Raw genomic sequence first — 25241 nt, forward strand, 5'->3', positions numbered from 1 at the left:
CGCTGCGTCGGGCTCAGCGGCCGAACTCGGCGGCCAGCTCCTTGGCCCGTGTTTCCGCCGCCCGCATGGCGGCCACGAAATGCTCGGGCACCTGTTGCGCCTGCATGTGGGTGATGGCGGCGTGGGTGGTGCCGCCCTTGCTGGTCACGCGCTGGCGCAGCACGTCGGCGCTTTCAGTGGAGCGGGCGGCCAGTTCCGATGCGCCCTGGAAGGTGGCCACGCCCAGGCGGTAGGACTGCTCGGCCGTGAGGCCCATGTCCACGCCGGCCTGTGTCATGGCTTCGAGGAACAGGAAGACATAGGCTGGGCCCGAGCCCGACAGTGCGGTCACGGCGTCCAGGTGCGCTTCCTGGTCGACCCAGACGAACTGGCCCGTGGTGGCAACGACCTGCTCGATGGCGCTCTTGCCTGCGGCATCGACCTGGGCGCATGCGAACAGGCCCGTCATGCCCTTGCCCACCAGGGCCGGCGTATTGGGCATGGCGCGCACGATGCGGCCCGTGCCAAGCCACTGGGCGATGGAGTCCGTGGGAATGCCGGCGGCAACGCTCAGGTGCAGGGCCTGGGCGGTGTGCGGCGCCACGGCCTGGGCGGCTTCCTTGAAGGTCTGGGGCTTGACGGCCCAGACCACGATGCCGGCACCGTCCAGCGCGCTGGCGGCGGCCGCGGCATCGGCATGTGCCGTGATGCCGAAGTTCGTGCGCAGCGCGTCGCGTGCAGCCTCGAAGGGTTCGACGACGACGATGCGGTCTGCGGATTGGCCCTGGCCGATCAGTCCGCCGATGATGGCGCTGGCCATGTTGCCGCCACCGATGAAGGCGATGACAGGGGAGGCTGTGGAAACGGTGTTCATGCTGGTGGCGGTGGAGAAGGAAAACGAAGAGTTTAGAGCGTGTTCCCACCGTGCCAGCGCATGTCCACGCCATGGCTGGCGGCCAGGTCCAGGGGCTGTGCCGGGGCGCCGGGCCGCTGGCGCAGGGTGAGCGTGCAAGGGCCCTCTCCGCGGGTGGCAAGGCGCTGGCGCAGTGCGTCGCAGGCCGCCAGTGCCTGCGCGCCTTGCAGCAGCAGGTCGAACCCCGGCAATGCCAGCCGCGCGCCCTGGTTGTCCAGCTTCTCCAGCGGCAGGCCCGGGCCCAGCAGCGCCCGGTAGCGGTCCAGGCTGGCGTCCAGATCGTGCACGGCGACGGTCAGCGAGGCTACGCCCAGCGCGCCGTTGGGATGCTCGCGCACGCTGCCTTCGGGCACGCGCAGCGCGCGCGGCGTGACGTCGCCGCACAGGAAGGGCAGGTCGGGCGTGGCGTGGCGCGCCGTCTGCCACAGCAGTTGCGCGCCATCGGGGCGCACGCGGCCTCCGTCCACGGGGCCGATCAGGGTGTCCAGCCCCCGCCCGCGCGCCTCGGCCAGGGCCTGGGAGGTGCTTTGGGGCAGCAGGGCGAAGTCCACCAGCCCTTCGCCATGGTCGCGCAGCGTGCGGTACCAGCGCTCTTCGGGCGCCGGGGCGGTCCAGGCAATGATCTCCAGGTAGGCGCCATCGGCAAACACGACCAGCGCGTTGTGCGAGGTGCGGCCCGGATGGCGGCCGCCGATGGCGACCTGGAAGCCCAGCGCGCGGTAGTCCGCCACGGCGGCCTCGAGGTCCTGCACGGCGATGACGATGTGGTCCAGCGGAAGTGCCATGAATGCTCCTGTGTTGTAAGGGGGTGCCGTCCGGATTCTCAGTCTTCGAGCTGGATCTTGTTGTCCCGCACGAAGCGGCCCCAGCGCTCATATTCCTGGCGCACCCAGCGGTCGAGGGCGGGTCCGTCCGTGGCCATGACTTCGAAGCCCGACTGCATGAGCTTGCTGCGGATGTCGGGCGTGTTCAGCGTGGCCTGGAAGTCTTCGGTGAGCTTGTGCACCGTGGCGGCCGGCGTGGCGGAAGGCGCGAAGACGCCGATCCACGAATAGGCCTCGAAGCCCGCAAAGCCCGATTCGGCCACGGTGGGCACGTCGGGCAGCTCGGGCAGGCGCTTGAGGCCGGTCACCGCCAGCGGCTTGATCTTGCCCGCCGAAATCTGGCCGCGCAGCGCCGCGTAGCTGAGCAGGGTGAGGTCGGACACATTGCCGAGCACGGCCTGCACGGCCGGGCCGCCGCCGCCGTAGGGCACATGCAGCACGTAGGTGCCCGAGCGGCGCTTGATGTCCTCCATCACCAGGTGGTTCATGGACCCCAGGCCGGTCGATGCGTAGCTGTATTTGCCCGGGTTGCGGCGCGCCAGCTCCAGGAAGCCGGCCAGGTCCTTGGCGGGCACCGAGGCCGAGGCGCCGATCACCAGCGGAAAGCGCAGCGCCAGCGACACGCCCGTGAAGTCCTTGAAGGTGTCGTAGGGCAGCCGGGACTTGGCGATGGGATTGATGGCATGGGTGTCGAAGCTGAACAGCAGGGTGTTGCCGTCCGGGGCCGACTTGGCCACGTACTGGGTGGCGATCTGGCTGGCGGCGCCGGGGCGGTTCTCCACGATCACCGACCGCCCGGCCACCTCGCCCAGGCGCGGCTGCAGTATGCGCGCGGCGATGTCGGTGCTGCCCCCTGGCGGGAAGGTGATGACCAGCTTGAGCGGGGCGGCACCCTGCGCGAACGCCGTGCCCGCCGGCCCCAGCAGGGATGCGGCGGCCATGGCCAGCAGCAGCTGGCGGCGGTAGAGGTGGCGTGAAGGGCTGCGTGAAGGGCTGCGTGTAGGGCGGCAGGGCATGGAAACTCCTTTTCAAGCGCATTGACGGGCAGAGGGGAGAGGGGGTCTGTGCGTGGGGCCTGGCGTCAACCCATCCATTGGCTCACCGGCACGGCCGTGTCCTGGAGCTCTTGCGAGATCACATCCACCAGCGCCGGGCCGTCGTGCATCAGCGCAGCCTTGAGCGCGGCTTCGAGGTCTGCCGGGTCCTCCACGCGCCATGCCTTGACGCCGAAGGCCTCGGCCACGCGGGCATGGTGGGTGCGGTTGAAGTCGACGGAGAAGTAGCGTTCATCGTAGCCGGACTTCTGGCTGGCCTTGATCCAGCCGAACACGCTATTGGAGAACACGATCATCTTCAGCGGCACGTTGCGGCGCACGATGGTTTCCAGCTCGCCGCAGGTGAAGCCGAAGCTGCCGTCGCCCATGACCGCGACCACCACGGAATCGGGCTGGCCGATGGCTGCGCCAAAGCCGGCGGACATGGCAAAGCCCAGCGCCCCGTGCGCGCGGTTGGTGATGAAGTGCCGGCCGGCCTGGGGCGCGTCGAAATAGGCCGTGAAGTAGGGGCAGGGCGTGCCGGGGTCGGCCACCACGATGGCGCGCGCGGGCAGCAGGCGGTTGAGCGTGTCCACCACGCGCTCGGGCTTGATGGGGCGCTCCAGCGAGGCGGCCAGTGGCGCGAAGAAGGCCTGCTTGGCGGCGCGCGCGGTGGCCGCCAGCGCGGCGCCGTCCGCGGCATCGGCGGGGCGGCGGGCGATGCGCTGCTGCACGGCCGCGTGCAGCGCCTGCAGGCCCAGCAGAGCGTCGCCCACCAGGGCCACGTCGGTGCGGTAGTTGGTGCCTATGGTCATGGCGTCCACGTCCAGATGGACGATGGTCACCTTGCGCGAGGGCATCTGCCAGTGCTCGGTGGTGGTGGAGCCGGCGCGTGCGCCGATGAACATCACCAGATCGGCCTGCGCCACCACGGCGCGCGTGGCCTCGACGCCGCCATTGGTGCCCACCACGCCGGCATTGAGCGGATGGCTGCCGGCAAGACTGCCCTGGCCGCTGACGCTGGAGCACACGGGCGCGTTGAGCAGGGTGGCCAGCGCATCCAGCGCGGCGCCGGCGCCCGCGATGAGCACGCCGCCGCCGCAGATCAGCACGGGGGAGCGTGCCGCCACCAGGCGGTCGGCTGCCTCGGCCACGGCCGCCGGATCGGGCGCGGACCGGTAGGCGGGATAGCGGTCATGGCCGGGCTGGGCCCAGACATCGGCCGGATCCAGCGCGTGCTTTTGCACGTCATAGGGCAGGCAGATATGGGTGGCGCCCGGCCGGCCCGTGGTCATGGCGCGAAAGGCGCTGCGCACGGCGTGCGGAATCTGGTCCACGCGGTCGATGGTGGTATTCCACTTGGTCAGCGGCCTGTACAGCGCCTGCTGGTCCAGTTCGGTCAGCGGGAACTTGCCGCGTGCGCCCACGGAGACGTCCGAGGTGATGCCCAGCACGGGCACCGAGGATTCGTTGGCCTCGGCCAGGCCGGGCAGCAGGTAGGTGGCGCCGCCGCCGCTGGGGCCTTCGCACACGCCCACCTTGCCTGTGACGCGCGCATAGGCGTCGGCCATGTAGCCGGCGCTGCGCTCGTCCCGCGTGAGGATGTGGTCCATGCCGTGGTCCAGCCGCGCCATGGCGTCGTAGAAGGGCAGGCTGGTGTCGCCGCACAGGCCGAAGATGTGCTTGACGCCGTTGAGCTGAAGCATGCGGACCATGGCGTCGGCGCCATTGAAAGCGGTGGTCATGTCGGGAGTCTCCGGGCAGGTTGGATGAGGGGTTTTTAAGAATCCATTTCAGTATACTTAAAAGTATCCAAAGCGCCAGAGGGCACAATGGCGCCATGAAAATCTCCAACATCCGCCACGAACGGGGCTCCAGCGTCTACAGCACGCTGCGTGACATGGCCATTTCCTACGAGTTCAAACCGGGCGAGCGCCTGAGCGAGAGCGAACTGGCGCTGCGCCTGGGCGTGAGCCGCACGCCCGTGCGCGAGGCACTGACGCGGCTGGTGGCCGACGGTTTTCTGCTGCCCGCCAGCCGCGGCTACATGCGGCGCGAACTGGACGTGAAGGAGTCACTGGACCTGTACGAGGCCCGCGTGGCCGTGGAGCGCGAATGCGTGCGCTTGGCCGTGGAGCGCGCCACCGATGCCCAGATCGACGAGGCGCGGGCCTATCTGGAGCAGAGCCAGCGCGTGGCCTCCGACACGCCGGTGCGGCAGCTGGTGGACCTGGACGAGGGATTCCATCTGCGCATTGCCGACATGGCTGGCAATGCCGAGCTGCGGCGCATGCTGGTGAGCCTGAACGAGCGCATCCGCTTCATCCGGTGGATCGACATGGAGAACGTGGGGCGCGCCTCCACCCAGCACGAGCACCTGGAAATCCTGCAGGCCTTGAGCGACCGCGACGCCCAGGCCAGCGAGCGCCTGATGGCCGAGCACATCGGCCTGCGGCGCGAGCAGATCGTGGAGGCGATTGCGCGCGGTCTGACGCGCATCTACCTGCCGCAGGAGCAGGTGCAGGCCACGCCCTGAAGCGCCTTCAGGGGGCGCAGGGCGTCGAGGGCCGGTAGGCGGTGACCAGGATCTGGTTGGCCTGCGCCGGGTTGAAGTTGTCGTCGCTGGCGAACACCAGCACGCGCGTGCCATCGGGCAGCGGCGGGCCCCAGGACATGGCCTCCATGTTGTCCAGCCGCCCGCGCTGAACCGTGGACAGGTCCGCAATCAGCTGCTTGGCTGCCACCTGCGGCGGGTTGCGCATGAAGCTGTCCATGGCCAGCGTATCGGTCGCTTGCAGGCCGATGCGGTACAGCCGCGCGCCAAAGCCGTGGCCCGGGCTGTAAGAGCGCTCCAGTACCAGCAGATGGTCGGGACCGTCCGGCAGGATTTCGCTGATGCCGTTGACCTCGCGCTGGGGCAGGGCCCAGCTGGCGGCCGGCACGGCATCGGGCTGGTAGGCGATCTGGCGCAGCAGCCGGCCGTCGTCCAGGCTGACCAGGCTGATGCGCACGGGCGCGCCTGCCGTGGCGGCGCTGGCGCGCGGGCCGTCCTGGCGCAGCGGCGCCTCCAGGGCCAGCCAGGCCTGCTGTCCGTCCGGCGTGACGGCCAGCCCCTCGAAGCCGAAGTTCGAGCGCAGGCCCGGCCTGCCGTCCTTGTCCTTGAATGCGTAGAACCACCGCGCGATCTGGCGGCCCGTGGCGTCGGTCCTCACCAGCGAGGTGCCAAAGCCCCGGCCCGGGTCGCCTTCGTCGGTCCACAGCAGGCCGCCGTCCGGCAGCAGGCGGATGGCTTCGGGGTCGGGCACGGGCTGGGTGGCGGGCGCGGCATGGCGCGGGCGCAGCCAGTGGCCTTCGGTATCCCGCAGCGGATGCACTTCGGTGACCTGCGCCTGCCAGGGGTTGGGGCCGGCGCGCTGGCCGGCGTCCAGCGGCTCCATGCGCAGGCGCATCCAGCGCGCGGGGCCGCGGGCCGAGCGGTCATCGCTGATGGCCACGTAGTCGCCGCGCTGCGCGTCGTAGTCCAGGCCCGAGATGCCGCCTGTGATGGCGCCGTCGATGGGCTCGTCCCGCGCAAGGGTGGTGCTGCCCAGCCATTGCAGGCGTGCGCAGGCGGTGGGCTGCGGGACCAGCAGCGCCTGCGGTGGCGCGGCACAGCCTGCCAGCCACAGGCCGCAAGCAACCAGGCTGGCAAGCCGGCGCAAGACAGTCAGCCTCAGGCCGCCAGCGCGGTCTGGGCCACCGCATGCTCCCAGCGTGCCATCAGCTCGTCGGCGCGGTGCTTGTCCAGCGTAGGAACGAAGCGGCGCTCGGCCTTCCACAGCGCCGACAGTTCCTCGGTGCTCTGGTACACGCCCGAGGACAGGCCCGCCAGGTAGGCCGCGCCCAGGGCCGTGGTCTCCACGCAGGCCGGGCGCACGACGGGAATGCCCAGCAGGTCGGCCTGGAACTGCATGAGCAGGTTGTTGACGCAGGCGCCGCCGTCCACGCGCAGTTCGCTCACCGGCGCGCCGCCGCTGGCCACCGCATCGCGGCTCATGGCCAGCAGCAGGGCGGCGCTCTGGAAGGCAATGGATTCCAGCGCGGCCCGCGCAATGTGGGCCATGGTGGTGCCGCGCGTCAGGCCCGTGATGGTGCCGCGCGCATCGGGCTTCCAGTAGGGGGCGCCCAGTCCGGTGAAGGCCGGCACCATCATCACGCCGCCCGAGTCGGGCACGCTCTCGGCCAGTTGCTGCACCTGGCCGCTGTGCTCGATGGCGCGCAGCCCGTCGCGCAGCCACTGGACCACGGCGCCGCCCACGAAGACGCTGCCTTCCAGCGCATAGGCCGGCGCAGCGCTGGGCTGTGCAGCAGCGGTGGTCAGCAGGCCGTTGGCGGAGGTCTGGAACACGCCGCCCGTGTGCATGAGCATGAAGCAGCCCGTGCCATAGGTGTTCTTGGCCATGCCGGCGGAAAAGCAGGCCTGGCCGAAGAGGGCGCTTTGCTGGTCGCCGGCCACGCCGCCGATGGCGATCTCGCCGCCCAGCACCTCGGCTGCCGTGCGGCCGAAATCGGCGGCGGAAGGCAGCACCTCGGGCATCAGCGCGCGCGGAATCTCCAGCAGCGCCAGCAGATCGTCGTCCCACTGGTTGGTGTGGACGTTGAACAGCATGGTGCGGCTGGCGTTGGAGACATCGGTCACATGGCGGCGCCCGCCCGTGAGCTGCCAGATCAGCCAGCTGTCCACGGTGCCGAAGGCCAGCTCGCCGCGCTCGGCGGCGGCGCGTGCGCCATTGACGTTGTCCAGGATCCAGCGCAGCTTGGTGCCCGAGAAATAGGCGTCGATCAGCAGGCCGGTCTTGCGCTGGATGGTGTCGGCATGGCCGGCCTCGCGCAGCTGGGCGCACAGCGGCTCGGCGCGGCGGTCCTGCCAGACGATGGCGTGATGCAGGGGCTGGCCCGTGGCGCGGTTCCAGACCACGGTGGTCTCGCGCTGGTTGGTGATGCCCAGGGCGCGGATGTCGGCCGCCGCCAGCCCGGCCTTGGCCAGGGCCTCGCGCGCCGTGGCCAGCTGGGTGCGCCAGATCTCGCGCGGATCGTGCTCCACCCAGCCGGGGCGGGGATAGATCTGCGGCAGCTCCAGCTGGGCAGAGGCCACGATGCGGCCCTGGGTGTCGAAGACGATGCTGCGCGAGCTGGAGGTGCCCTGGTCCAGGGCAAGCAGATAGGTCATGGTGCGGTATCCAGGAAAAGCAGGGCCGGTGCGCGTGTCCTGTGCGGGCGGTGGCGCAGCGGCTGCGGAAAACTTATTGCGCCACCACGCATTGCACCTCGGCTTCGCGAAGCAGTGCGTCGAAGGGCGCAGGGGGCGCGGTATCGGTGAACAGGCGGTCGATCTGGTCCAGGCGGGCCAGCTCCACCATGGCCTGGCGGTGGAACTTGCTGTGGTCGGCGGCCAGCCAGACCTCGCGCGACTGGGCAATGATGGTCTGGGCCACCTTGACTTCGCGCATGTCGAAGTCGCGCAGGCTGCCATCGGGCTCGATGGCCGAGATGCCGATCAGGGCGATGTCCACCTTGAACTGGCGTATGAAATCCACAGCGGCCTCGCCCACGATGCCCCGGTCGCGCGTGCGGACCACGCCGCCGGCCACGATGACCTCGCAGTCGGCGTTGGAGCTGAGGATGGCCGCCACGTTGAGGTTGTTGGTGATCACGCGCAGGCCCCGGTGCTTGAGCAGGGCCTGGGCCACGGCCTCGGTGGTGGTGCCGATGTTCAGGATCAGCGAGCAGCCGTTGGGAATGGCCTCGGCCACGGCGCGCGCAATGCGCGACTTGCCTTCGGCATGCAGCACCTGGCGCTGGGGGTGGCCCAGGTTCTCGACCGTGGCGCTGGGCACGCGCACGCCGCCGTGAAAGCGCACCATCAGCCCGGCATCTGCCAGCTTCTGAATGTCGCGGCGCACGGTCTGAAGCGTCACGCCCAGGATCTCGGCCAGCTGCTCCACCGTGGTGGACTGGCGGCTGCGGACTTCGTCCAGCAGCTGTAGTTGGCGGGGGTTGGTGTTCACGGCAAATCCATCGGAGGGGCGATCGGGGGGACGGGTGGATGGTCGGGCAGTCAATCGGGCCGGGCGACGGGTTTATAGCGCATTTGACGCGGCCAGCCGTGGGCTGGGGAACTTTAAAACGAAGAAAAAGGAACAGCACCTAGGGTATGTGTTGATGGGCTGCGATCCGGAAAGAACAAAAATGAAGACGTTCGGGCCTTCAAACGCGCTTTGGAGGCCCGCCTTTCTCCTTGTTCAAATGCTGCCCCGGTGGCGGCCTCGCCAAAAAGAGGGCAGTCGTGGAACTGGTGTTGGAGAGAATCAGCAAGCGTGTGGGCGGCCAGACCTGGCTGCACCCCATGCACCTGGAACTGGAAAGCCGCGCGGTGACCGTGCTGCTGGGCGCCACGCAGGCCGGCAAGACCAGCCTGATGCGCATCATGGCCGGCCTGGACGTGCCCACCGAAGGCCGGGTGCGCGTCGATGGCGTCGATGTGACCGGCATGCCCGTGCGCGAGCGCAACGTGGCCATGGTCTACCAGCAGTTCATCAACTATCCCTCGCTCACGGTGGCGGACAACATCGCCTCGCCGCTGAAGCTGCGCGGCGATCGCGACGTGGCGCAGCGCGTGCGCGCCCTGGCCGAGCGGCTGCACATCGAGATGTTCCTGGACCGCTATCCGGCCGAGTTGTCGGGTGGCCAGCAGCAGCGCGTGGCCCTGGCGAGGGCGCTGGCCAAGGGCGCTCCGCTGATGCTGCTGGACGAGCCCCTGGTCAACCTCGACTACAAGCTGCGCGAGGAACTGCGCGAGGAGCTGACCCAGCTGTTCGCCACCGGCAGCTCCACCGTGGTCTACGCCACCACCGAGCCCGGCGAGGCCCTGCTGCTGGGCGGCCACACGGCCGTGCTGCACGAGGGGGAGCTGCTGCAGTACGGCCCCACGGCGGAGGTGTTCCACCGACCCAATTCGCTGCGCGTGGCGCGGGCCTTCAGCGATCCGCCCATGAACCTGGTGCCCGCGCAGGCAGTGGACACCGGGTTGGAGCTGCCCGGCGGCGCGCGGCTGCCCATGGCGCTGCCGGTGGACCTGGCCGCTGCCGGCCCCCTGACCCTGGGCCTGCGCGCCAGCGCGCTGCGCCTGCAGGCCCGGCCCGGGGATGTGGCGCTGCAAGGCGTGGTGGAACTGGCCGAGATCTCGGGGTCGGACACTTTCGTGCATGCCACCACGCCCTGGGGCGAGCTGGTGGCCCAGGTCACGGGCGTGCACCACCTGGATCTGGGCAGCGCGGTCACGCTACACCTGGATCCGGCCCATGCCTACGTGTTCGGCACGGACGGCGCGCTGCTGCTGGCGCCGGCGCGGCCCGGAGGACGATGAGATGGCCCGCATAGAACTCGATCTGGCCCACTCCTACAAGCCGAACCCGCAGCAGGACAGCGACTATGCGCTGCTGCCGCTGAGCATGGTCTTCGAGGACGGCGGCGCCTATGCGCTGCTCGGCCCCTCGGGCTGCGGCAAGACCACCATGCTCAACATCATGTCGGGCCTGCTGGTCCCCTCGCAGGGCAAGGTGCTGTTCGACGGCCGCGACATGACGCGCGCCACGCCCCAGGAGCGCAACATTGCCCAGGTGTTCCAGTTCCCGGTGATCTACGACACCATGACCGTGGCCGAGAACCTGGCCTTTCCGCTGAAGAACCGCCGCATGCCTGCCGACCGCATCCGCGCCCGCGTGGGCCAGATCGCCGAGATGCTGGAGATGAGCGGCCAGCTCGACCAGCGCGCGGCGGGCCTGTCGGCCGACGCCAAGCAGAAGATCTCGCTGGGCCGGGGCCTGGTGCGGCCCGATGTCTCGGCCGTGCTGTTCGACGAGCCGCTCACGGTGATCGACCCCCAGCTCAAGTGGCAGCTGCGCCGCAAGCTCAAGCAGATCCACCATGAGCTGCGGCTCACGCTGATCTATGTGACGCACGACCAGGTGGAGGCCTTGACCTTTGCCGATCAGGTCGTGGTCATGACGCGTGGCCGTGCCGTGCAGGTGGGCACGCCCGCCCAGCTCTTCGAGCGGCCAAGCCATGCCTTCGTCGGCCACTTCATCGGCTCGCCGGGCATGAACTTCGTGCCGCTGCAGCAGGACGGCGGCCGGCTGCTGGCCGAGGGCCAGTACCTGTCCCTGCCCGCCGCACTGGCCAGCGTGGCGCCCGGCCTGCCCCTGAGCCTGGGCATACGCCCCGAGTACCTGGCACTGGCCTCGGCCGACGCGCCCGGCGCCGTGGCCTGCACGGTGGAGCGCGTGCAGGACGTGGGCACGCACCAGCTGCTGGTGGCGCGCCTGGGCGAGCGGCTTCTCAAGCTGCGCTGCGGCGCCGACGCCTTCCTGCCCGCCGCAGGGCAGACCGTCTGGGTGCAATTGCAGGGCCCCCACACCTGCTACTACGTCAACGAGGAGCTGCAGGCATGAGCCAGACCATCAAGCCCGTCAACCAGAAGGCCTGGCTGCTGATCCTGCCGGTCATCATCTGCGTGGCCTTCTCGGCCATCATCCCGCTGATGACGGTGGTGAACTACTCGGTGCAGGACATCATCAGTCCCGACCGGCGCGTGTTCGTGGGCACGGAATGGTTTGCCCAGGTCATGCGCGACGAGGAACTGCACTCGGCCCTGCTGCGCCAGATCGGCTTTTCGCTGGCCGTGCTGCTGGTGGAGATTCCGCTGGGCATCGCGCTGGCCCTGTCCATGCCGGCCCAGGGCTGGAAGGCCTCGGCGGTGCTGGTCGTGGTCTCGCTGTCGCTGCTGATTCCGTGGAACGTGGTCGGCACCATCTGGCAGATCTACGGCCGCGCCGACATCGGCCTGCTGGGCGCGGCGCTCAACACGCTGGGCGTGGACTACAACTACACGGGCAATGCCACCCATGCCTGGCTCACCGTGCTGGTCATGGATGTCTGGCACTGGACGCCGCTGGTGGCCCTGCTGTGCTACGCGGGCCTGCGCTCCATTCCCGACGCCTACTACCAGGCCGCGCGCATCGACGGCGCCAGCAAGTTCGCGGTGTTCCGCTACATCCAGCTGCCCAAGATGCGCGGCGTGCTGATGATCGCCGTGCTGCTGCGCTTCATGGACAGCTTCATGATCTATACCGAGCCCTTCGTGCTCACGGGCGGCGGGCCCGGCAATGCGACCACCTTCCTGTCGCAGTACCTGACGCAAAAGGCCGTGGGCCAGTTCGACCTCGGGCCGGCGGCGGCCTTCTCGCTGATCTATTTCCTCATCATCCTGCTGCTGTGCTTCATCCTCTACAACTGGATGCAGCGCGTGGGCACGGCAGACAAGGAAGGAGCAAGAGAATGACCCCCACGCTCCCTTCGTTCGCTGCCCCCTCGAGGGGTCTCGGCCTGCCTTGGGGCGGCCCTGCGGGAGGCCGGACATGACTGAAGACCGCCGTTTCCACAAGCGCACGCTGTTCCTCGTCGCCTACCTGCTGTTCGCCGTGCTGCCCATCTACTGGATGGTCAACATGAGCTTCAAGACCAACGAGGAGATCCTGTCGAGCTTCTCGCTGTGGCCCCAGCATTTCACCTGGGCCAACTACCAAACCATCTTCACCGACGCCTCCTGGTACTCGGGCTACATCAACAGCCTGATCTACGTGGCCATCAACACCGTGATCTCGCTGACGGTGGCGCTGCCGGCGGCCTATGCGTTCTCGCGCTACCAGTTCCTGGGCGACAAGCATGTGTTCTTCTGGCTGCTGACCAACCGCATGACGCCGCCGGCCGTCTTCCTGCTGCCCTTCTTCCAGCTCTACACCACGGTGGGCCTGATGGACACGCACATCGCCGTGGCCCTGGCCCACCTGCTGTTCAACGTGCCGCTGGCCGTCTGGATCCTGGAGGGTTTCATGAGCGGCATTCCGCGCGAGATCGACGAGACGGCCTATATCGACGGCTACTCCTTCCCGCGCTTTTTCCTCACCATCTTCCTGCCGCTGATCAAGGCCGGCGTGGGCGTGGCGGCCTTCTTCTGCTTCATGTTCAGCTGGGTGGAACTGCTGCTGGCGCGCACGCTGACCAGCGTGAACGCCAAGCCCATCGTGGCGACCATGACGCGCACCGTCTCGGCCTCGGGCATGGACTGGGCGACGCTGGCGGCGGCCGGCGTGCTGACCATCGTGCCGGGCGCCATCGTGATCTGGTTCGTGCGGCATTACATCGCCAAGGGTTTCGCCATGGGGAGGGTGTGAGGCACCCCCTGAGTCGCTTGCGCGCCTTCCCCCCGTGGCACGGCGCCTCTCTACCCGCTTCGCGGGGGAGGGGGACGACAGCCTCGCGGCGGGGCGGCCCTTGCTTGCTGTCCCTCGCTTGGGGCCGCGCCAGTTTCGACGGGCAGTGGTTTTTGTTTCTGAAAGGACTCGTCAATGTTTTCCTGGATGGCCTGGACGCTGCCGGTGGCGGTGTTCTTCAGTTGCATCGTGCTGATGCTGGTGGGCATGACGCTGTGGGAGTTGCGCAGCCCGACCTTGATGCGCAAGGGCTGGCTGCCGATGGCGACGACGCGCGGGGACCGGCTGTTCATCGGGCTGCTGCTGGCGGCCTATGTCAATCTGGCCTGGGTGGGGCTGGGCGAGAAGATGGCGCAGTGGTTCTCGCTGGAGGCCGAGCCTTCGGTGTGGATCAGTTTCGTGCTGTCCATGCTCGTGCTGGCCGTCGTGATGCGCAAAGGCTGATCACTTCATTCCATTTATCGACAGCCGGGTCCGAAGCTCCCCCGGGGCCCGCTGGTGCATGTGCATGTCGGGGAGACAGCAAGAATCTAGGAGACGGCAGATGAAACAACGACTTCACACCATCGCCCTCGCGGCGGCCCTGCTGGCGGCGGGGCAGGCGGCCTGGGCCGGAGAGGCGGAAGCCAAGAAGTGGATCGACGCGGAGTTCCAGCCCAGCACGCTGTCCAAGGACCAGCAGATGGCCGAGATGAAGTGGTTCATCGAGGCGGCCAAGAAGCTGCAGGCCAAGGGCGTCAAGGAGATCGCCGTGGTCTCCGAGACCATCACCACGCACGAGTACGAGAGCAAGACGCTGGCCAAGGCCTTCACCGAGATCACGGGCATCACCGTCAAGCACGACCTGATCCAGGAAGGCGACGTGGTCGAGAAGCTGCAGACCTCGATGCAGTCGGGCAAGTCCATCTATGACGGCTGGATCTCCGACTCCGACCTGATCGGCACGCACTACCGCTACGGCCGCATCATGAGCCTGACCGACTACATGGCCGGCGCCGGCAAGGACTTCACCAATCCGGGCCTGGACATCAAGGACTTCATCGGCACTAGCTTCACCACCGCGCCCGACGGCAAGCTCTACCAGCTGCCCGACCAGCAGTTCGCCAATCTCTACTGGTTCCGCGCCGACCTGTTCGAGCGCAAGGACCTCAAGGACAAGTTCAAGGCCAAGTACGGCTACGAGCTGGGCGTGCCGCTGAACTGGAGCGCCTACGAGGACATCGCCGAGTTCTTCACCAACGACGTCAAGCAGATCGACGGCAAGCCTGTCTACGGCCACATGGACTACGGCAAGAAGGACCCCTCGCTGGGCTGGCGCTTCACCGATGCCTGGCTGTCCATGGCCGGCGCGGCCGACAAGGGCATTCCCAACGGCATGCCCGTCGATGAATGGGGCATCCGCGTGGCCGACGACAAGTGCACGCCCGTGGGCGCCTCTGTCTCGCGCGGGGGCGCCACCAACTCGCCGGCCGCCGTGTTCGCGCTCACCAAGTACGTGGACTGGATGAAGAAGTACGCGCCCAAGGAAGCCATGGGCATGACCTTCGGCGAGTCCGGCCCCGTGCCGGCCCAGGGCCATATCGCGCAGCAGATCTTCTGGTACACCGCCTTCACGGCCGACATGACCAAGCCCGGCCTGCCCGTGGTCAATGCCGACGGCACGCCCAAATGGCGCATGGCGCCCGGCCCCAACGGGCCGTACTGGAAGGACGGCATGCAAAACGGCTACCAGGACGTGGGCAGCTGGACCTTCTTCAAGGACCATGACGCCAACCGCACGGCCGCCGCCTGGCTCTACGCGCAGTTCGTCACCGCCAAGACCACCAGCCTCAAGAAGACCATCGTCGGCCTGACGCCCATCCGCGAAAGCGACATCCGCTCCAAGGCCATGACGGACATGGCGCCCAAGCTCGGCGGCCTGGTCGAGTTCTACCGCAGCCCCGCCCGCGTGGCCTGGACGCCCACCGGCAACAACGTGCCCGACTATCCCAAGCTGGCACAGCTGTGGTGGAAGAACGTGGCCCAGGCCGTCACCGGCGAGAAGACGCCCCAGGGCGCCATGGACAACCTGGCCGAGGAAATGGACCAGGTCATGGCCCGCCTGCAGCGCGCAGGCATGGCGCACTGCGCGCCCAAGCTCAACCCCAAGGGCGACCCGGCCAAGTGGCTCAGCGACAAGCAGGCGCCGTGGAAGAAGCTGGCCAATGAAAAGCCCAAGGGCGAGACGATTGCGTATGACACGCTGCTCAATGCCTGGAAAAACGGCAAGGTGCGTTAGCACCCCCTGAGGCGCTTGCGCGCCTTCCCCCTCTCTACTTGCTTCGCAAGGGAGGGGGACGACGCCCTCGCCGCGAGGCGGCTCTTGCTCGGCGTCCCTGAGTTGGGCCGTGTCGGCTTTGGACAACATGCCCTGTGCTGGTCTCCCGGCCTATCGCCAAATTCGTTGACTGCAAAAAACACGAAACGAAAGATAGCGAAGAAAAAAATACAAAAACGAGCGAAAATAGCGGAAAACCCGATTCCGTCCCCTTCGCATTGGGCGCAGGCGTGGCGTCCCGGGTGCTGACATGGCGGCTACATGGCGCCCTGTTAACTTGCCCCACATTCCTTCGTCGAAGATCCATGTCCCTCGCTGCTTCCCCTCTGCCCACCGGCCGCGCCGCCCTGCTGGAACGCCTGGCCCAGCCTGAAACCTACGATCTGGCCATCATCGGCGGCGGTGCCACCGGCCTGGGCGTGGCCCTGGACGCGGCGGCGCGCGGGTTCAAGGTCGTGCTGGTGGAGTCGCATGACTTCGCCAAGGGCACGTCCTCGCGTGCCACCAAGCTGGTCCATGGTGGCGTGCGCTACCTGGCGCAGGGCAACATCGCCCTGGTGCGGGAAGCGCTGCATGAGCGCACCACGCTGCTGCACAACGCGCCCCACCTGGCGCAGCCGCTGGCCTTCGTCATGCCGTCCTACAAGCTGCTGGACACGCCGTTCTACGGCATCGGCCTCAAGATGTATGACGCGCTGGCCGGCAAGGCAGGCCTGGGCGCCACGGAATTCCTCTCGCGCTCCAGCACCGTGAAGTGCCTGCCCACCGTGCGGCAGCAGGGCCTCAAGGGCGGCGTCAAATACTGGGACGGCCAGTTCGACGATGCCCGCCTGGCGCTGGCGCTGGCCCGCACGGCCGCTGCCAAGGGCGCGCTGCTGGTCAACTACTGCCCCGCACGTGAACTGCTGCACGAAGGCGGCAAGGTCGCCGGCCTGATCTGCGAAGACTCGGAATCCGGCCAGCGCTTCACGCTGCGCGCCAAGTGCGTGGTCAACGCCACCGGCCCCTGGGTGGACCTGTTTCGCCAGCAGGACGCCGAGGCCCAGGGCCGTCCCGTCAAGCCCATGGTCGCGCCCAGCCAGGGCGTGCACGTGGTCGTGGACCGCGACTTCCTGCCCAGCGACCATGCCCTGCTCGTGCCCAAGACGGCCGATGGCCGCGTGCTCTTTGCCGTGCCCTGGCTGGGCAAGGTCATCCTGGGCACCACCGACACGCCGCGCAACGACCTGGCGCGCGAACCCCTGCCTTTCCCCGAAGAACTGGACTTCATCCTCACCGAGGCAGGCCGCTACCTCACCCGCCAGCCCACGCTGGCCGACGTGCGCAGCATGTGGGTGGGCCTGCGCCCGCTGGTCAAGCCCCAGGACGACGATGGCGAAAACACCAAGAAGATCAGCCGCGAGCACACCGTCATGTCCAGCCGCACCGGCCTGGTGACCGTCACGGGCGGCAAGTGGACCACCTACCGCGCCATGGCCGAAGACGTGCTCTCCGAATGCTTTGCCATCGGCCGCCTGCCGCACCGCCCCGGTGGTGTCACGGCCCGCCTGCCGCTGGCCGGCGCCCCGGCCGAGTCCGCCGTGCACCACCGCATGAACCAGATCCAGGGCCTGCATTCCTACGGCACGGAAGCCTCGGCGGTGCAGGCGTTGCCGGGCAACGACGAATGGCTGGCCGACGGCCTGAACGAAGCCATGGTGCGCTTTGCCGCGCGCTTCGAGTACGCGCGCACCGTGGAAGACGTGCTGGCGCGCCGCAGCCGCCTGCTGTTCCTCGACGCGCGCAAGGCCGCCGAAGTGGCCCCGCGCGTGGCGGCCATCCTCCAGGAGGAGCTGGGACACGACGCCGGCCTGGCGGACTTCATGCCGCTGGCGACGCAGTACCTGCCTGCCTGATCCTGTCCATCTCCATGCACAACGCCCTGCAACGCAGGGCGTTGTGCTTTCTGCGTAAGACGATTGCGCCACGCGTGATTGTCAAAATTGATGAATATATGTAATCGATTGGTTTTATGAATGAGAATGCAGTTCATGGCGCCCAGCTTCAGTGCCAGTGAACAGCAGCCAGCACAAGGCTGACGAGGGAGGGAAGCAAAAAAGAAAGCGCTTGAAAGTGCGTTTTCCGCAGGGCAAGGGCCGCGCCCAAGCCCGACGCGGTGGCCCCAAAGCCGCTGCGCGGTCTGTGCCGTCGTCGGCGCGGTCCGTCCGCAGCCAACAATTGCGTTGAGTCTGCCACCCTTTGCCGAGCCCGCGTGGCTCGGCTTTTTTATGGGCGTCTCCGGTGGCATGGGCCGAGCGGGAGGCCCGGGCGGCCCCTCGGTTGCCGGCGCCCTTGTGGGCGTTGCGCAACGCTGCCGGGCAGGGGCGGGAAAAGTCGCTAAGGGTTTGACGCGCAAAGGAATTTCTGGGACAATCCCATGCTTCACGTGAAAATCGTGAAGTTATCTGCCCAGTGGAAGCGCCGAGAAATGGTTTTCGGCGTGGACGACGGGCCCAAGACTGACTGGCTGCTCGCGGCCCTTGAGAAGACTCTGGGGCTGTCGGGTGTTTGCTGGAGCAAGTTGGGAATATTGAAATGATCCAAACAGAATCTCGGTTAGAGGTTGCCGACAACACCGGCGCGAAGTCTGTTCAGTGCATCAAGGTGCTGGGCGGTTCTCATCGTCGCTATGCGAGTGTTGGTGACATCATCAAGGTGAGCATCAAGGAAGCTGCACCGCGTGGACGCGTCAAAAAAGGCGAGGTCTACAGCGCGGTCGTGGTGCGCACGGCGAAGGGTATTCGCCGCGCTGATGGCTCGCTCGTCAAGTTCGACGGCAATGCCGCCGTGCTGCTGAACGCCAAGCTGGAGCCTATCGGCACCCGCATCTTTGGCCCCGTGACTCGTGAACTGCGCAACGAAAAGTTCATGAAGATCGTGTCCCTGGCACCTGAAGTTCTCTAAAGGAAGCACCATGAACAAGATTCGCAAGGGCGACCAAGTCATCGTGCTGACCGGCCGTGACAAGGGCAAGCAAGGCGTGGTCTCGGCTCGCAAGGACGACTCCCACCTGCTGATCGACGGCATCAACCTGGTGAAGAAGCACGTCAAGCCGAACCCCATGAAGGGCACCACCGGCGGCATCGTGGAAAAGGCCATGCCTATCCACCAATCCAACGTGGCCATCTTCAATGCAGCGACCGGCAAGGCCGATCGCGTGGGCATCAAGGTGCAAGCCGACGGCACGCGCGTTCGCGTGTTCAAGTCCAACGGCGCCGAAATCAAGGCGGCCTAAGGGGTAACACATGGCACGACTGCAAAAACTTTATCGCGAAAAGATCGCGGCTGAACTGAAGGAAAAGTTCGGCTACACCTCCACCATGGAAGTGCCCCGCCTGACCAAGATCACCCTGAACATGGGTGTGAGCGAAGCCGTGGCCGACAAGAAGGTGATGGACAACGCCGTGGCCGACCTGACCAAGATTGCTGGTCAGAAGCCCGTGGTGACCAAGGCCAAGAAGGCTATCGCCGGCTTCAAGATCCGCGAAGGCCAGGCCATCGGCTGCATGGTGACCCTGCGTGGCGTTCAGATGTATGAATTCCTGGATCGTTTCGTCACCGTGGCTCTGCCCCGCGTGCGTGACTTCCGTGGTATCTCCGGCCGTTCGTTCGACGGTCGCGGCAACTACAACGTCGGCGTCAAGGAACAGATCATCTTCCCCGAAATCGAGTACGACAAGGTGGACGCTCTGCGTGGTCTGAACATCAGCATCACGACTACGGCAAAGACCGACGACGAGTGCAAGGCACTGCTCGCCGCTTTCCGTTTCCCCTTCAAGAACTGAGGTGGCGCATGGCTAAAGTTGCATTGATTCAGCGCGAACTCAAGCGCGAAAAGCTGGCGGCCAAGTACGCTGCCAAGTACGCAGAACTGAAGGCAATCGCCGCTGACGCAAAGCGCAGCGACGAAGAGCGCGACGCCGCTCGCCTGGGCCTGCAGAAGCTGCCCCGTAACGCGAACCCCACTCGCCAGCGCAACCGCTGCGAGATCACGGGTCGTCCCCGTGGCACCTTCCGTCAATTCGGTCTGGGCCGCGCCAAGATCCGTGAACTGGCCTTCGCTGGCGACATCCCCGGTGTCACCAAGGCCAGCTGGTAAGCAAGCAGGAGAGATTAAACATGAGCATGAGTGATCCCATCGCTGACTTGCTGACCCGCATCCGCAATGCACAAATGGTCTCCAAGACCACCGTGACGGCTCCTTCCTCCAAGGTCAAGGTTGCCATCGCCCAGGTGCTGAAGGATGAAGGCTACATCGACGGCTTCCAAGTGAAGACCGACGCTGGCAAGTCCGAACTCGAAATTACCCTGAAGTACTACGCCGGCCGTCCGGTGATCGAGCGCATCGAGCGCGTGAGCCGTCCCGGCCTGCGCGTGTACAAGGGCCGCGACGCAATCCCCCAGGTCATGAACGGTCTGGGCGTGGCCATCGTCACCACTCCCAAGGGCGTGATGACGGATCGCAAGGCACGCGCCACCGGCGTGGGCGGCGAAGTGCTGTGCTACGTGGCCTAACGGACATTAAGGAGAAATACTGAAATGTCTCGCGTAGCAAAGACTCCCGTGGCCATCCCCGCAGGCGTGGATGTGTCCATCAAGGCTGACCAGATCAATGTGAAGGGCACCGGCGGCACGCTGTCGCTGGCCCAGAACGTTCTGGTGAAGATCTCCAACAACGAAGGCAAGCTGTCTTTCGAGCCCGTCAACGACTCGCGCGAAGCCAACGCCATGAGCGGCACCATGCGTCAGCTGGTGAACAACATGGTGGTGGGCGTGAGCAAGGGCTTCGAGAAGAAGCTGTCGCTGGTCGGCGTGGGCTTCAAGGCTTCGGCCTCTGGCGCCAAGCTGAACCTCGCGATCGGCTATTCGCACCCGGTGAACTTCGAAATGCCGGCCGGCATCACTGTTGCCACCCCCACGCCCACGGAAATCGTGGTCAAGGGTGCTGACCGCCAGGCCGTTGGCCAACTGGCTGCTGAGATCCGTGCCGTTCGTCCTCCCGAGCCCTACAAGGGCAAGGGCATCCGTTACTCGGATGAGAAGGTCGTGATCAAAGAGACCAAGAAGAAGTAAGGAGCTGCATTATGTTGACCAAGAAAGAGCAGCGTCTCCGTCGTGCCCGCCAGACCCGCATCCGCATTGCACAGCAAGGCGTGGCACGTCTGAGCGTGAACCGTACGAACCTCCACATCTACGCAAGCGTGGTGTCGGAAGACGGCACCAAGGTGCTGGCTTCGGCCTCGACTGCCGAAGCCGAAGTGCGCACCCAACTGGGCGCCATCGGCAAGGGTGGCAACGTGGCTGCCGCTACGCTGATCGGCAAGCGCATTGCCGAGAAGGCCAAGGCTGCAGGCGTGGAGAAAGTGGCTTTCGATCGCGCTGGTTTCGCATACCACGGCCGCGTGAAGGCTTTGGCAGAAGCCGCTCGTGAAGCCGGCCTGCAGTTCTAAGCGGAGCGGATAGAAATGGCAAAGTTTTCTCCCAAGGTGCAAGACGAAGGTCGTGACGACGGTCTGCGCGAAAAAATGATCGCGGTGAACCGCGTCACCAAGGTTGTGAAGGGCGGTCGTATCCTCGGCTTCGCTGCACTGACCGTGGTTGGCGACGGTGATGGCCGTGTTGGCATGGGCAAGGGCAAGTCCAAGGAAGTGCCTGCAGCCGTGCAAAAGGCGATGGAAGAATCCCGTCGCAACATGATCAAGGTGTCCCTGAAGAACGGCTCGATCCATCACACCGTGATGGGTCAGCATGGCGCAGCATCCGTGATGCTGAACCCCGCTCCCAAGGGTACCGGCATCATCGCCGGCGGCCCGATGCGCGCCGTCTTCGAAGTGCTGGGCATCACCGACATCGTGGCCAAGAGCCATGGCTCGTCGAATCCCTACAACATGGTCCGCGCGACTTTTGACGCTCTGAAGAACTCCACGACCCCTTCGGAAGTGGCAGCCAAGCGCGGCAAGTCGGTTGAAGACATCTTCACCGCCTGATCGGAGTCAATCACATGACAACGCAACAAACCGTGAAGGTGCAACTGGTGCGCAGCCCCATTGGCACCAAGGAATCGCACCGCGCCACCGTCCGTGGCCTGGGCCTGCGCAAGCTGAATAGCATCAGCGAACTGCAGGACACGCCTGCTGTGCGCGGCATGATCAACAAGATCAGCTATCTGGTCAAAGTCCTCTGAAAGGATTGATGATGGAACTCAATAGCATCAAGCCTGCAGCAGGTGCCAAGCATGCCAAGCGCCGTGTCGGCCGCGGCATCGGCTCCGGCCTGGGCAAGACTGCCGGCCGTGGTCACAAGGGCCAGAAGTCGCGTTCGGGTGGCTACCACAAGGTGGGCTTCGAAGGCGGTCAAATGCCTCTGCAGCGCCGTCTGCCCAAGCGTGGCTTCAAGTCGCATCTGCTGAAGTTCAACGCAGAAGTGACCCTGTCCGCTCTGGAACAGCTGGGCCTGGCCGAAGTCGATCTGGCAGCTCTGAAGCAAGCCGGTCTGGTTGGTGAAATCGCAAAGGTGGTCAAGATCATCAAGAGCGGTGAAATCAGCAAGGCTGTCAAGCTCAACGGCATCGGCGCTACCGCCGGCGCCAAGGCTGCCATCGAAGCTGCCGGCGGCAGCATCGCCTGATTAATGATCTGAAAGAAGACATCCGTGGCTACTAGCGCAGCTCAAATTGCAAAAACCGGAAAATTCGGCGATCTTCGCCGCCGTCTGGTTTTTCTGTTGCTCGCGCTGGTCGTTTACCGCATCGGGGCTCATATCCCCGTGCCGGGCATCGATCCAGCGCAGCTGCAGCAGCTGTTCAATGGCCAGCAGGGCGGCATTCTCAATCTGTTCAACATGTTCTCGGGTGGGGCGCTGTCGCGCTTCACGGTGTTCGCACTGGGGATCATGCCGTACATCTCGGCATCGATCATCATGCAGCTCATGACCTACGTGGTCCCTACATTCGAGCAGCTGAAAAAGGAAGGTGAATCGGGTCGTCGCAAGATCACCCAGTACACCCGCTATGGCACTCTGGGCCTGGCGATTTTTCAGTCCCTGGGAATTGCCGTGGCTCTGGAAAGCTCCGCAGGTCTGGTTCTGAGCCCCGGTTTCGGCTTCCGCCTCACGGCGGTGGTCAGCCTGACGGCCGGCACCATGTTCCTGATGTGGCTCGGTGAACAGATCACGGAACGTGGTCTGGGCAACGGCATCTCGATCCTCATCTTTGGAGGTATCGCCGCAGGTCTGCCGAGCTCCATCGGTGGTCTGCTGGAGCTGGTGCGCACCGGTGCCATGAGCATCCTGGCCGCGATCTTCATCGTTCTCGTGGTGGCAGCCGTGACGTACTTCGTCGTGTTTGTCGAGCGGGGACAGCGCAAGATCCTGGTGAACTATGCGCGTCGTCAGGTGGGTAACAAGGTGTATGGCGGTCAGTCTTCGCACTTGCCGCTGAAGCTGAACATGGCGGGGGTCATTCCTCCCATCTTCGCTTCCTCGATCATCTTGCTGCCGGCGACCGTTGTGAACTGGTTCAGTGCAGGGGAATCCATGCGCTGGCTGAAGGACATTGCTAGCACGCTGACCCCCGGTCAGCCGATCTATGTGATGCTCTACGCCACCGCCATCATCTTCTTCTGCTTCTTCTACACGGCCCTGGTGTTCAACAGCCGGGAAACCGCCGACAACCTGAAGAAGAGTGGTGCCTTCATCCCCGGGATCCGTCCCGGTGACCAGACGGCCCGCTACATTGACAAGATCCTGGTTCGCCTGACCCTGGCTGGTGCGGTGTACATCACATTCGTGTGCTTGTTGCCCGAGTTCCTGATCCTGAAGTACAACGTCCCGTTCTACTTCGGTGGTACATCACTGCTGATTATTGTGGTGGTGACCATGGACTTCATGGCCCAGGTGCAGAACTACATGATGTCGCAACAGTACGAATCGCTCCTCAAAAAGGCGAACTTCAAAGCGACACTTGGCAATTGAACTAAGTGATGGGCCTGGCCGGCGGTGCCGGCGGGTCCAGTAAGAGTTAGTAGACGCCCATTCGATCTATCCATCGCGGGCATGTTTCCCGGTCGATAGGCCGTAACGGATGTAGAGTTTTAGGAGAATGAAATGAGAGTTTCGGCTTCGGTCAAAAAAATCTGCCGTAACTGCAAGATCATCCGCCGCAAGGGTGTGGTGCGAGTGATCTGCACGGACCAGCGCCACAAGCAGCGCCAGGGTTGATAGGAAAGTTTGAGGACGAATAATGGCACGTATCGCTGGCATTAACATCCCGCCGCATCAGCACGCTGAAATCGGCCTGACCGCTATCTATGGGATCGGTCGCACCACTGCACGCAAGATCTGCGAAGCCGCTGGCATCGCATATTCCAAGAAAATCAAGGAACTGACTGACGGCGATCTGGAAAAGATCCGCGATCAGCTGACTTCCCTGACGCTGGAAGGTGATCTGCGTCGCGAAACAACGATGAACATCAAGCGTTTGATGGACATCGGTTGCTATCGCGGTTTCCGTCATCGTCGTGGCCTGCCCATGCGTGGTCAGCGTACCCGCACGAATGCACGTACCCGCAAGGGTCCGCGCAAGGGTGCCGCGGCTTTGAAGAAATAAAGAGATTGAAAGATCACTATGGCTAAGTCTCCCGCAAACAACGCTGCACAGCGCGTTCGCAAGAAAGTCCGTAAGAACATTTCGGACGGCATTGCCCACGTGCACGCTTCGTTCAACAACACGATCATCACCATCACCGACCGCCAAGGCAACGCTCTGTCGTGGGCCTCGTCGGGTGGCCAGGGCTTCAAGGGTTCGCGCAAGTCGACTCCCTTCGCTGCCCAGGTGGCTTCGGAAGTGGCTGGTCGTGCTGCCATCGAACAGGGCATCAAGAACCTGGACGTCGAAATCAAGGGTCCCGGTCCCGGCCGTGAATCCTCGGTTCGCGCCCTGGGCGCCCTGGGCATCCGCATCACTTCCATCGCGGACGTGACGCCGGTTCCCCACAACGGCTGCCGCCCTCAAAAGCGCCGTCGTATCTAAGCTTTTTCACCAAGCCCACCGCCGCCCAGATGTGTAACATCGCGGGCGGCTCCCGTGCTTGTGCACGGCAGATGACACAAAGGAAATCAAGTGGCACGCTATATCGGCCCCAAGGCCAAACTCTCCCGCCGTGAAGGCACTGACCTGTTCCTGAAGAGCGCACGTCGCTCGATCGCCGACAAGTCCAAGTTCGACACCAAGCCCGGTCAGCACGGCCGCACTTCCGGTCAGCGTACTTCCGACTTCGGCCTGCAGCTGCGTGAAAAGCAGAAGGTCAAGCGCATGTACGGCGTGCTGGAAAAGCAATTCCGCCGCTACTTCGAAGCCGCCGACAAGAAGAAGGGCAACACCGGTGCCAATCTGCTGTCGCTGCTGGAGTCGCGTCTGGACAACGTGGTGTACCGCATGGGCTTCGGCTCGACCCGCTCGGAAGCGCGTCAGCTGGTGTCGCACAAGGCCATCACGGTCAACGGCCAATCCGTCAACATCCCTTCCTACATGGTGAAGGTGGGTGACGTGGTCGCCGTGCGTGAAAAGTCCAAGAAGCAGGCCCGCATCGTCGAAGCCCTGCAACTGGCTGGTCAAGTCGGTTTCCCCGCATGGGTGGAAGTGTCGGCCGACAAGGCTGAAGGCACGTTCAAGAAGTCGCCTGACCGCGACGAGTTCGGTGCAGACATCAACGAATCCCTGATCGTTGAGTTGTACTCGCGTTAATTCCGCGCAGCGACATTTCTGTAAAACCGTCCCCCAGCCGCGAGGCATCGCGCTGGGGTGCTTCACCAGCCTTACCGGTGTAA

Annotated in this window: 30 protein-coding genes; 23 read left to right on the forward strand and 7 right to left on the reverse strand. The window is 65.5% G+C overall.

The window, feature by feature from the left end; translation table 11 throughout:
- Positions 1-13 precede the first annotated feature (13 nt).
- The 4 genes from proC to ACF8ML_RS23700 form a co-directional block, all read right to left on the reverse strand.
- Entirely contained in the window at positions 14-853 is an 840-nt protein-coding gene (proC, locus tag ACF8ML_RS23685; RefSeq protein WP_047326326.1) for a pyrroline-5-carboxylate reductase, read from the reverse strand.
- Positions 854-885: 32 nt separating this feature from the next.
- Entirely contained in the window at positions 886-1677 is a 792-nt protein-coding gene (locus ACF8ML_RS23690; protein WP_047326325.1) for a VOC family protein, read from the reverse strand.
- A gap of 38 nt (positions 1678-1715) precedes the next feature.
- Positions 1716-2732: a tripartite tricarboxylate transporter substrate binding protein gene (locus ACF8ML_RS23695; RefSeq protein ID WP_016449160.1), complete on the reverse strand. Its 1017-nt coding sequence runs from the start codon at positions 2730-2732 to the stop codon at positions 1716-1718.
- A gap of 65 nt (positions 2733-2797) precedes the next feature.
- Positions 2798-4495: a thiamine pyrophosphate-binding protein gene (locus ACF8ML_RS23700; RefSeq protein WP_017406108.1), complete on the reverse strand. Its 1698-nt coding sequence runs from the start codon at positions 4493-4495 to the stop codon at positions 2798-2800.
- A 95-nt stretch (positions 4496-4590) separates the two neighbouring features.
- On the opposite strand from ACF8ML_RS23700, the gene ACF8ML_RS23705 reads away from it, so the two are divergent.
- Positions 4591-5286 (forward strand): GntR family transcriptional regulator, encoded by a 696-nt coding sequence (locus ACF8ML_RS23705; protein WP_016449162.1) that lies wholly within the window; start codon positions 4591-4593, stop codon positions 5284-5286.
- Positions 5287-5293: 7 nt separating this feature from the next.
- Here ACF8ML_RS23705 and ACF8ML_RS23710 read toward each other — a convergent pair whose 3' ends face one another.
- From ACF8ML_RS23710 to ACF8ML_RS23720, 3 genes are all read right to left on the reverse strand, one after another.
- Positions 5294-6451 carry an esterase-like activity of phytase family protein gene (locus tag ACF8ML_RS23710; protein WP_047326323.1) on the reverse strand — a complete coding sequence of 386 codons (1158 nt, stop codon included), beginning with the start codon at positions 6449-6451 and terminating at the stop codon, positions 5294-5296.
- An 11-nt stretch (positions 6452-6462) separates the two neighbouring features.
- Complete coding sequence (gene glpK, locus ACF8ML_RS23715; protein ID WP_047326322.1) at positions 6463-7959, reverse strand: glycerol kinase GlpK; 1497 nt, start codon at positions 7957-7959, stop codon at positions 6463-6465.
- Between the two features lie 73 nt (positions 7960-8032).
- Positions 8033-8797, reverse strand: coding sequence for a DeoR/GlpR family DNA-binding transcription regulator (locus ACF8ML_RS23720; RefSeq protein ID WP_016452008.1), 765 nt, complete (start codon positions 8795-8797; stop codon positions 8033-8035).
- A 278-nt stretch (positions 8798-9075) separates the two neighbouring features.
- Between ACF8ML_RS23720 and ACF8ML_RS23725 the strand changes: the two genes are divergently transcribed.
- From ACF8ML_RS23725 to rpsD, 22 genes are all read left to right on the forward strand, one after another.
- Positions 9076-10155, forward strand: a complete 1080-nt coding sequence (locus ACF8ML_RS23725) for an ABC transporter ATP-binding protein (protein ID WP_047326321.1) — start codon at positions 9076-9078, stop codon at positions 10153-10155.
- A 1-nt stretch (position 10156) separates the two neighbouring features.
- A complete protein-coding gene (locus ACF8ML_RS23730) occupies positions 10157-11239 on the forward strand; it encodes an ABC transporter ATP-binding protein (protein ID WP_016449167.1) in 1083 nt (360 codons plus the stop codon).
- Entirely contained in the window at positions 11236-12129 is an 894-nt protein-coding gene (locus ACF8ML_RS23735) for a carbohydrate ABC transporter permease (RefSeq protein WP_047326320.1), read from the forward strand. Before ACF8ML_RS23730 ends, ACF8ML_RS23735 begins: the two co-directional genes overlap by 4 nt.
- 76 nt (positions 12130-12205) lie before the next feature.
- A complete protein-coding gene (locus tag ACF8ML_RS23740) occupies positions 12206-13021 on the forward strand; it encodes a carbohydrate ABC transporter permease (protein WP_013804448.1) in 816 nt (271 codons plus the stop codon).
- A gap of 174 nt (positions 13022-13195) precedes the next feature.
- On the forward strand, positions 13196-13504 hold the full coding sequence (locus ACF8ML_RS23745) for a DUF2160 domain-containing protein (protein ID WP_392408158.1): 309 nt from the start codon (positions 13196-13198) through the stop codon (positions 13502-13504).
- A gap of 100 nt (positions 13505-13604) precedes the next feature.
- Complete coding sequence (locus ACF8ML_RS23750; protein WP_016449170.1) at positions 13605-15338, forward strand: ABC transporter substrate-binding protein; 1734 nt, start codon at positions 13605-13607, stop codon at positions 15336-15338.
- Between the two features lie 344 nt (positions 15339-15682).
- Entirely contained in the window at positions 15683-17272 is a 1590-nt protein-coding gene (locus ACF8ML_RS23755) for a glycerol-3-phosphate dehydrogenase/oxidase (RefSeq protein WP_043789181.1), read from the forward strand.
- Positions 17273-17951: 679 nt separating this feature from the next.
- On the forward strand, positions 17952-18320 hold the full coding sequence (rplN, locus tag ACF8ML_RS23760) for a 50S ribosomal protein L14 (RefSeq protein WP_016449173.1): 369 nt from the start codon (positions 17952-17954) through the stop codon (positions 18318-18320).
- 10 nt (positions 18321-18330) lie between these two features.
- Complete coding sequence (rplX, locus tag ACF8ML_RS23765) at positions 18331-18651, forward strand: 50S ribosomal protein L24 (RefSeq protein WP_016449174.1); 321 nt, start codon at positions 18331-18333, stop codon at positions 18649-18651.
- Between the two features lie 10 nt (positions 18652-18661).
- On the forward strand, positions 18662-19201 hold the full coding sequence (gene rplE, locus ACF8ML_RS23770; RefSeq protein ID WP_016449175.1) for a 50S ribosomal protein L5: 540 nt from the start codon (positions 18662-18664) through the stop codon (positions 19199-19201).
- Between the two features lie 8 nt (positions 19202-19209).
- Positions 19210-19515, forward strand: coding sequence for a 30S ribosomal protein S14 (rpsN, locus tag ACF8ML_RS23775; protein WP_012202967.1), 306 nt, complete (start codon positions 19210-19212; stop codon positions 19513-19515).
- A 20-nt stretch (positions 19516-19535) separates the two neighbouring features.
- Positions 19536-19931 carry a 30S ribosomal protein S8 gene (rpsH, locus tag ACF8ML_RS23780; protein ID WP_016449176.1) on the forward strand — a complete coding sequence of 132 codons (396 nt, stop codon included), beginning with the start codon at positions 19536-19538 and terminating at the stop codon, positions 19929-19931.
- 24 nt (positions 19932-19955) lie between these two features.
- Positions 19956-20489, forward strand: a complete 534-nt coding sequence (rplF, locus tag ACF8ML_RS23785) for a 50S ribosomal protein L6 (protein WP_016449177.1) — start codon at positions 19956-19958, stop codon at positions 20487-20489.
- An 11-nt stretch (positions 20490-20500) separates the two neighbouring features.
- A complete protein-coding gene (rplR, locus tag ACF8ML_RS23790; protein ID WP_012202970.1) occupies positions 20501-20866 on the forward strand; it encodes a 50S ribosomal protein L18 in 366 nt (121 codons plus the stop codon).
- A gap of 15 nt (positions 20867-20881) precedes the next feature.
- The gene (rpsE, locus tag ACF8ML_RS23795) at positions 20882-21403 is read left to right on the forward strand and encodes a 30S ribosomal protein S5 (RefSeq protein ID WP_016449178.1); all 522 of its coding nucleotides are present in this window, start codon (positions 20882-20884) and stop codon (positions 21401-21403) included.
- A 14-nt stretch (positions 21404-21417) separates the two neighbouring features.
- Entirely contained in the window at positions 21418-21600 is a 183-nt protein-coding gene (gene rpmD / locus ACF8ML_RS23800) for a 50S ribosomal protein L30 (protein ID WP_012202972.1), read from the forward strand.
- Between the two features lie 11 nt (positions 21601-21611).
- Positions 21612-22043: a 50S ribosomal protein L15 gene (gene rplO / locus ACF8ML_RS23805; RefSeq protein ID WP_016449179.1), complete on the forward strand. Its 432-nt coding sequence runs from the start codon at positions 21612-21614 to the stop codon at positions 22041-22043.
- A gap of 24 nt (positions 22044-22067) precedes the next feature.
- Positions 22068-23387: a preprotein translocase subunit SecY gene (gene secY, locus ACF8ML_RS23810; RefSeq protein WP_012202974.1), complete on the forward strand. Its 1320-nt coding sequence runs from the start codon at positions 22068-22070 to the stop codon at positions 23385-23387.
- Between the two features lie 132 nt (positions 23388-23519).
- Positions 23520-23633, forward strand: coding sequence for a 50S ribosomal protein L36 (gene rpmJ, locus ACF8ML_RS23815; protein ID WP_003050535.1), 114 nt, complete (start codon positions 23520-23522; stop codon positions 23631-23633).
- Between the two features lie 22 nt (positions 23634-23655).
- Positions 23656-24021 carry a 30S ribosomal protein S13 gene (gene rpsM, locus ACF8ML_RS23820; RefSeq protein ID WP_012202975.1) on the forward strand — a complete coding sequence of 122 codons (366 nt, stop codon included), beginning with the start codon at positions 23656-23658 and terminating at the stop codon, positions 24019-24021.
- An 18-nt stretch (positions 24022-24039) separates the two neighbouring features.
- Positions 24040-24444, forward strand: a complete 405-nt coding sequence (gene rpsK / locus ACF8ML_RS23825; protein WP_012202976.1) for a 30S ribosomal protein S11 — start codon at positions 24040-24042, stop codon at positions 24442-24444.
- Positions 24445-24534: 90 nt separating this feature from the next.
- Positions 24535-25158 (forward strand): 30S ribosomal protein S4, encoded by a 624-nt coding sequence (gene rpsD, locus ACF8ML_RS23830; protein WP_012202977.1) that lies wholly within the window; start codon positions 24535-24537, stop codon positions 25156-25158.
- The last annotated feature ends 83 nt before the right edge of the window (positions 25159-25241 follow it).

The sequence above is a fragment of the Delftia sp. WSY_10 genome, from assembly GCF_043104705.1.
In the GTDB taxonomy this organism is placed as follows: Bacteria; Pseudomonadota; Gammaproteobacteria; order Burkholderiales; family Burkholderiaceae_C; genus Comamonas; species Comamonas tsuruhatensis.